Annotated in this window: 6 protein-coding genes; 4 read left to right on the top strand and 2 right to left on the bottom strand. The window is 61.8% G+C overall.

The genetic code is table 11. The features are described 5' to 3' along the window. Window positions 1–118: 118 nt before the first annotated feature. Window positions 119–748 (bottom strand): TetR/AcrR family transcriptional regulator, encoded by a 630-nt coding sequence (locus GOEFS_RS03140; protein ID WP_007316425.1) that lies wholly within the window; start codon window positions 746–748, stop codon window positions 119–121. Window positions 749–943: 195 nt separating this feature from the next. Here GOEFS_RS03140 and GOEFS_RS03135 point away from each other — a divergent pair, with 195 nt between their 5' ends. The 3 genes from GOEFS_RS03135 (at window position 944) to GOEFS_RS03125 (ending at window position 4478) form a co-directional block, all read left to right on the top strand. Further along, the gene (locus tag GOEFS_RS03135; protein ID WP_007316424.1) at window positions 944–1729 is read left to right on the top strand and encodes an SDR family NAD(P)-dependent oxidoreductase; all 786 of its coding nucleotides are present in this window, start codon (window positions 944–946) and stop codon (window positions 1727–1729) included. A gap of 65 nt (window positions 1730–1794) precedes the next feature. After that, complete coding sequence (locus tag GOEFS_RS03130; protein WP_007316423.1) at window positions 1795–2922, top strand: DUF5938 domain-containing protein; 1128 nt, start codon at window positions 1795–1797, stop codon at window positions 2920–2922. 5 nt (window positions 2923–2927) lie between these two features. Next, window positions 2928–4478: an AMP-binding protein gene (locus tag GOEFS_RS03125; protein ID WP_007316422.1), complete on the top strand. Its 1551-nt coding sequence runs from the start codon at window positions 2928–2930 to the stop codon at window positions 4476–4478. On the opposite strand, the gene GOEFS_RS03120 is transcribed toward GOEFS_RS03125, so the two are convergent. Next, a complete protein-coding gene (locus GOEFS_RS03120) occupies window positions 4450–6027 on the bottom strand; it encodes a DHA2 family efflux MFS transporter permease subunit (protein WP_007316421.1) in 1578 nt (525 codons plus the stop codon). The two genes, GOEFS_RS03125 and GOEFS_RS03120, sit on opposite strands and share 29 nt — an antisense overlap. 109 nt (window positions 6028–6136) lie before the next feature. Between GOEFS_RS03120 and GOEFS_RS03115 the strand changes: the two genes are divergently transcribed. Then, window positions 6137–6727 (top strand): TetR/AcrR family transcriptional regulator, encoded by a 591-nt coding sequence (locus tag GOEFS_RS03115; RefSeq protein ID WP_040524394.1) that lies wholly within the window; start codon window positions 6137–6139, stop codon window positions 6725–6727. The last annotated feature ends 6 nt before the right edge of the window (window positions 6728–6733 follow it).

The raw sequence follows: 6733 nt of genomic DNA, 5'->3' as shown, positions 1-6733 counted from the left end.
TGGTCGAGCGCCGTCGCGCGAGCCTGCGAGCACGCATCCCACACCGATGGCCGAGTGCGCCCGACGAGCGCTAGCGAGACGCGCGTGTATCGAGACCCCGCAACACAACACCGAAAACTCAGTCAGTGCCCCGGCAGATCGCATCGAGTAGCCAAATAGCTTGTGCGCGAAGGGTTTCCACTACCGAACCGTCGCCAGACACGTAACGGATGAGACAGTTCTCGAAGAGCCCGTCGAACATGGTGTATGCGGCGAATTCGTCGACGCCCGGTTCGGCACCGCGTAGCCCCGCGTACGTCCGCACGACCCGCCAAATCATCTCTTCCAGTTGATGATCGAGGTCAATTACAGTGGGCCGCAGCACTTCTTCGAACGCCGACTGCGTGCGCAGGTCGTACCAGAGCCGGTGCATCGCGGTATCCACCAGCAAGGTGTCCACCAACGCGTCCGCGAAGCCGGCCGCCAATTCGGCCGGGGTCGTGGCCAGCGCAATCGCCTCGTCGTACCGAGTGACGCAATGCTCCTTGTACCGCCGCACACCGAAAGTGATCAGCTCGATCTTGTCTTTGAAGTAATAGTGCAGCACGCCGTGACTGAACTCGGTCTTCTGCGCGATCTCCCGCAAGCTGGTGCGCGCATATCCGAGCTCACCGAGCGTGGCCAAAGTCGCGTCGGCCAACTCACCACGGCGACGCTCGAATTTGTCGACGCGCTCAAAGCGGGCCGGGGATTGCACGAGGTCAGTCATGCCAATCCCCCTTTCTTTCGCGGTACCGACTGGCCATTGTGCCAGACGCTGCCGTCGAATCCCAGGTCAGGATGCTTCCTTAACGAGTGTCAAGGTTTTCCTTGACAACTGTCAAGCTTTTGGCGATGCTGATTTGGCACGTGACTCACCTCACAACTCGCCACAAGTTCACTTGTCTGCGCAAAGGAGCCAACAATGACCTCGATCGATCTCACCGGCAGAAAAGCCCTCGTCACCGGCGGTGCGCAGGGCCTCGGCGAAGGAATGGCGCGCGCACTCGCTAGCGCCGGAGCGGCCGTGATGATCGCCGACATTTCCGACGCGGGCGCGGAGGTTGCGGCATCCTTCGGCGCCTCCTTCACCAAACTCGACGTCACCGACGACACGAATTGGGCAGCGGCGATCGACGACACGGTGGCAAAACTGGGCGGGCTCGACATCTTGGTCAATAACGCCGGCGTGGAGATCACCAGCCTCCTCACCGAAGTGACAACTGACGAAATTCGCACGATGCTCGACGTCAACATCCTTGGCACAACACTCGGGATCAAGAACGGCCTACGCGCGATGCGACCCGACGGCGCCGCGGGATCCGGTGGCACGATCATCAACGTCGCATCGGTAGCCGCGACGATCGCCTTCCCGGGCATCGCCGTCTACTCGGCGACCAAATCCGCCGTCGACCGATTGACTCGCGTCGCCGCGATGGAGTCCGGGAAACTTGGCTACGGCGTGCGGGTGAACTGTATTTACCCCGGTCTGGTCCCGACCGCGATGGGCGCTGGCCTCGCCAACGATGTCGCCGAACTCGGTCTCTTCGAATCTCCCGAAGCCGCAGTCGGCGGCGTTGTAGAACTAACGCCATCGGGCCGGCTCGGACAGGTTGACGACATGGCCGACGCCGTAGTCTTCCTCGCCTCCGACGCGGCCAAGTTCGTCAATGGCGCCGGCCTTCCGGTCGACGGCGGCATGGGTATGTGACCGTATCCCCTTCTGATTCAACAGATTCCGTTCAACTTTCACTCGATCCGTCCGAAAGGCTTTCCATGACCACCAAACCCGTTATCGTCTACGGCGCTTCCGGCTACACCGGCCGACTCGTCTGTGAATACCTGCGCGAGTACAACATTCCGTTCGCCGCCGTTGGCCGCAGCCAGGAAAAGCTCGAAGCCTCGATGAAATCCAATGTGCCCGGCATCGAGACGGCTGACTACGAAATCGTCGCCACCGAGCACTCCGTCGAAGCCCTGACCGAACTCTTCACCGGCGCATCGGTGGTCTGCAATATGGTCGGCCCATTCGCCACCTACGGCCACGAAGTGGTCCAGGCATGTCTGGCCGCCGGAGTCCACTACCTGGATACCACCGGCGAGCAGGACTGGCTGATTACACTCGACGAGCGCTACGGTGCCGACTTCGCCGCGAAGGGACTCCTACTTTCCCCCGGCCTCGCGCAGATGTACACGACCGGCGAGATCGCCGCCCAGATCTCTTTGGAAACACCGGGTTTGGATACTCTCGACATCGCGGTGTTCTGGGGCGGCAGCCCAACCATCGCCTCGACACAAACCATCCTGGTCAACGCCGCGATGTCGAAGGCGTACTACCTCGAACAGAACAACTACGCGGAGTGGGACCCCGAGGCGGGTCTCTACAATCTCGCGATTCCCGGTCAGCATGAGCTCGCACTCGCACTCCCCTGGGGCGGAACGTCGCATCCGGTCTGGTTCCGTAAGGATCCACGCGTCGCGAATGTCAAAGCACTTGGCGGTGTGTTCAATAAGCCGCTAATGGAGGGCGTACCGCAAATCGTCGCGGGCGCACTGGAAGCCACCAAGGACCTACCACCCGAGGAGCGACTCGCTGCCCTCCAGGCGACCGCGGCCACGGTGATGAACGAAATGCCGCCGCGGGAGTACACCCGAATCAACCGAACCGTCGACTCGGTCCACGCGACCGGTCCACTCGGACGTTCGCATACCGTGCTCTACGGCAACTCCAACTACAAGCAGACCGGTCTGCTGCAAGCATTCGGCGCGTACTCCCTGCTCCAAAAGGCTCCTAACGCAACGGGATTGGCCTCAGGATGTCAGGCATTCGGACATCGTGAGCTACTCGGTGTACTCCGTTCCTTCGGCCTGGTGCAGAAACCGATCGTCACGATCGAGGACTGAGTCGTATGCGCATCGTCGACTTTCTCGACAAGGGCGCCTCGCTAAATCGCGAGGCGCCCTGTCTCACCACCGATGGCGAATCGATGTCCTATGCCGACGTGGTGGCCTTGTCCAACACGATCGCCACTGCACTGGCAGCACACGGCGTTTCTCCGGGCGACAAAGTGGGCATCCTGTCCGCCAACGATCCGACATCATTCACCTGTGTATTCGGTATCAGTAGGGCCGGCGCGGTGTGGTGCCCGATCAATCCGCGTAACGAGGCGACCGAGAATCAACAACTCCTCGACCAATTCGATTGCAGCGTATTGATTTACCAGGCGTCCTTCGCTCCACTCGTCGCCAAAATCCGACCAGCACTGACCAAGGTGCACACGTGGGTCTGTCTCGACGGCAGCGACCACGACGCACTGAGTTGGCCGGAATTCCTCTCCGCCGCATCAGAACCCGCCGCATCAGAGTCAACGCCGGATGCCCGCACCGGTGACGACTTGGCGATGATCGCCGGGACCGGCGGCACCACCGGCACCCCGAAGGGGGTGATGCTAACCGGCACCAACCTGGAGACCATGTCAGCGATCACGTTGATGAGCTATCCATTCGCCGGACGGCCGGTCTATTTGGCGTTAGCTCCGTTGACACACGCCGCTGGCGTGCTGTGCTTCCCGATCCTGTGCCTGGGTGGTGAGGTCGTGATCATGCGCAAGCCTGATGTCGGCGACTTCCTGACACATCTGGAACGGCATCGGGTGACACACACCTTCCTACCGCCGACATTGCTCTATATGGTTCTGGCGAATCCGGCGCTAGAAACGACGGATCGCTCCGCACTGCAGTGCTTCTGGTACGGAGCGGCTCCCATGTCACCGGCCCGGCTGGAGGAGGCGCTGAGCCGCATCGGTCCGGTGATGGCTCAACTGTTCGGGCAGACCGAGGCGCCGATGATGGTATCGACGATGGCTCCGGCCGACCATTTCAGCGACGATGGTTCAGTTGCGACGCAACGACTTTCGTCGGCCGGGCGGCCATCACCGCTGGTGACTCTGACCATCATGGACGCCAAGGGCAACCAGTTGCCACGCGGCGAGCGAGGCGAAATCGTCATCCGATCATCCTTGGTGACCCCGGGCTACTATCTCAATCCGGCGGCGACCGCGGAGGCATCCGAATTCGGCTGGCATCACACCGGCGATATCGGCTACCTCGACGACGACGGTTATCTGTTCATCGTCGATCGCGCGAAGGACATGATCATCACCGGCGGCTTCAACGTGTATTCGGTTGAGGTGGAACAGGCGCTGCTGGCACATCCAGATGTTCAGGACTGTGCGGTCATCGGGCGGCCCGACGACAAGTGGGGTGAACGTGTCGAAGCGGTGGTGCAACCACGGGCCGGCCACACGGTCGACTCCGACGCTTTGACCGCCTTCGTCAAAGAGCGGATCGGCAGTGTCAAAACTCCGAAGGTCGTACACGTGTGGTCCGATCTACCCCGCTCAAAAGTCGGAAAGGTCGTTAAACCCGAAGTTAAAGCCCAACTGGCGCAATCTGATTGATAGCGGAAGCGCTGTCGTCGGATTCATTGACTCGGCCGTCGTCGGTGCCGCCGCGCGTTCCCCGCAACGCCCAGCCGCCGACGGCGGCCGATACCAGTGAGATCCCCACCGCAACCCACGTCGCCTGTTGCAGGCCGTCGATGAAGACGTCGGAGACGGCGGCGTGGACGGCATCGGCAGCCTGCTGCGGGGCGCGGATGGCCACTTCGACACCCGCCATCACGGACTGTTGCGCGATATCGCGGGCGGGCGCGGGGACACCCAGATCAGTAAGCCGCACACCGACATTCGCGGTGTAGACAGACGTGAGTACCGAACCCAGTACCGCTACACCAAGCGTGCCGCCGATTTCTCGAGTGGTGTCGTTGATCGCTGATCCGGCACCGGCCTGCTCCGGTGTCAGCGCATCCATGATGACCTGCGTGCACGGCCCGGAGATCAGCGCCAACCCAGCAGCCATCAGCATCATCGACCAGATGATGAGTCCGAAATAGGTCGAGTACCGATCCGTAAATTCGACGAGCCCAAATCCCGACGCCATCAACAGCGCGCCAATGACGGCGACGACCCGTGGACCGAAACGATGCGCGGCCATCATTGCCACTGGCGACAGGGCCGCCACCACAAGCGCGAACGGCAAGGTACGGATGCCGGCCTGTAGTGGCGTGTAGCCCATGACTGCCTGGAAGAATTGGGTGATGAGGAAGATGAACCCAAATAGCGCGAAGAATGCGACCGCGATCATGGCCGCGGCGCCGGCGAAGCGACGATTCGCGAATAGCGCGACATTGAAGATCGGATGAGCGATCCGGAGCTGATGGACCGCGAAGACAGCCAGAATCGCAACCGCCACAACAAGTCCGCCGATGGTGCGCCACGTCAGCCAACCAACCGACGGACCTTCGATCACTGAGTAGGTAAGCAGGCCAAGTCCCGCGATGGATAGGGCGACACCCACGGCGTCGAAGCGCGGCAAGGTGATTCGCCGGTCGACGGGAGCCGGGATGACCAGCAGGACGGCGCCGAGTGCGACGGCACCGAACGGAACGTTGACCCAGAACACCGACGCCCAGGAAAAGTGGTTCAACAACCAGCCGCCGAGCACCGGGCCGATCGCGACGGCCATACCCGAGGTGGCGGCCCATACGCCGACTGCCGCCGCGCGTTCCTTGGCGTCGGTGAATGTCGACACGATGAGGGCGAGCGTGGCTGGAAATACCAGTGCGGCAAACATTCCCAGTCCAGCACGAGTGGCGATCAACTGCCCCAACGTGGTGGACAGCGCCGCTGCGACGGAGACCGCCATGAACCCGACGACACCGATCGCGAGCATCTTGCGATGTCCGAACCGGTCGCCGAGATAGCCGCCGGCGAGGAGCAGACCGGCGAAGACAAGCGTGTAGGCATCGACAATCCACTGCAGACCAGAGATGCCGGCGTCGAGGTCACGCCCGAGGGTCGGCAAGGCGACGTTGATGATCGTGTTGTCGACCATCACCAATAGCTCCGCGAAGCACAGGGCCACCAGTGCGATCCATTTGTTCTTCATGAGTCCGTTCCCATCGACGTTTAATAGAACGCTGTGCTACACATATAGAACACCGTTCTATTGCGAGTGTCAAGAGTCTTGTAGAACAATGTTCTGTAAGGTGGTTGCCATGTCCGACTCCCCCATCAAACGCACGGTCTCCCGCACTCCTGCCAGCCAGGTTCGCTCGTCGCTCGTCGCGGCAGGGCGTCGAATCCTGGAAGACACGGGCCAGGCGGGGCTTACCATTCGTGCCGTCGCGGCGGCCGCCAGCGTCGCGCCGATGGGTGTCTACAACCATTTTGACGGCAAGGAAGGCCTGCTCAATGCGGTCGTCACCGATGGCTTCCGCGAGTTCGGGACGACCATCGCTGCGACCGACGACGATCCGGCACAACGGCTCGCCAACGCCGGTCGCGGCTACCGGCTCTTCGCGCTCGCCAATCCGACCCTGTACTCGTTGATGTTCATCAACGACTGTCACCCCGACGCCGAGATCGCCACCAAGGCCTTCGACACACTAACCGAAATCATCCGGTACGGGCAGAACGGCGGAATCATCCGAGACGGCGACGCCCAGTCAATCGCGCTGCAGGTGTGGTCGTGTGTACACGGCGCGATGAGTCTAGAACTCGGCGCGGGGCTGCCCGCCTTCATCGACGCCGATTCCAATTTCGAGAATGTGATCGCTTTGGTCGCGCGGGGACTGGCGCCAGAGTAGGACCAG

The organism is Gordonia effusa NBRC 100432 (assembly GCF_000241305.1).
Lineage (GTDB): Bacteria > Actinomycetota > Actinomycetes > Mycobacteriales > Mycobacteriaceae > Gordonia > Gordonia effusa.
This window is presented reverse-complemented; position numbering and strand designations above follow the sequence as displayed.

Coding starts and splice junctions, on each gene's coding strand:
- GOEFS_RS03130 (WP_007316423.1), top strand. CDS start 1,795: ATGACCACCAAACCCGTTATCGTCTACGGCGCTTCCGGCTACACCGGC.
- GOEFS_RS03115 (WP_040524394.1), top strand. CDS start 6,137: ATGTCCGACTCCCCCATCAAACGCACGGTCTCCCGCACTCCTGCCAGC.
- GOEFS_RS03120 (WP_007316421.1), bottom strand. CDS start 6,027: ATGAAGAACAAATGGATCGCACTGGTGGCCCTGTGCTTCGCGGAGCTA.
- GOEFS_RS03135 (WP_007316424.1), top strand. CDS start 944: ATGACCTCGATCGATCTCACCGGCAGAAAAGCCCTCGTCACCGGCGGT.
- GOEFS_RS03140 (WP_007316425.1), bottom strand. CDS start 748: ATGACTGACCTCGTGCAATCCCCGGCCCGCTTTGAGCGCGTCGACAAA.
- GOEFS_RS03125 (WP_007316422.1), top strand. CDS start 2,928: ATGCGCATCGTCGACTTTCTCGACAAGGGCGCCTCGCTAAATCGCGAG.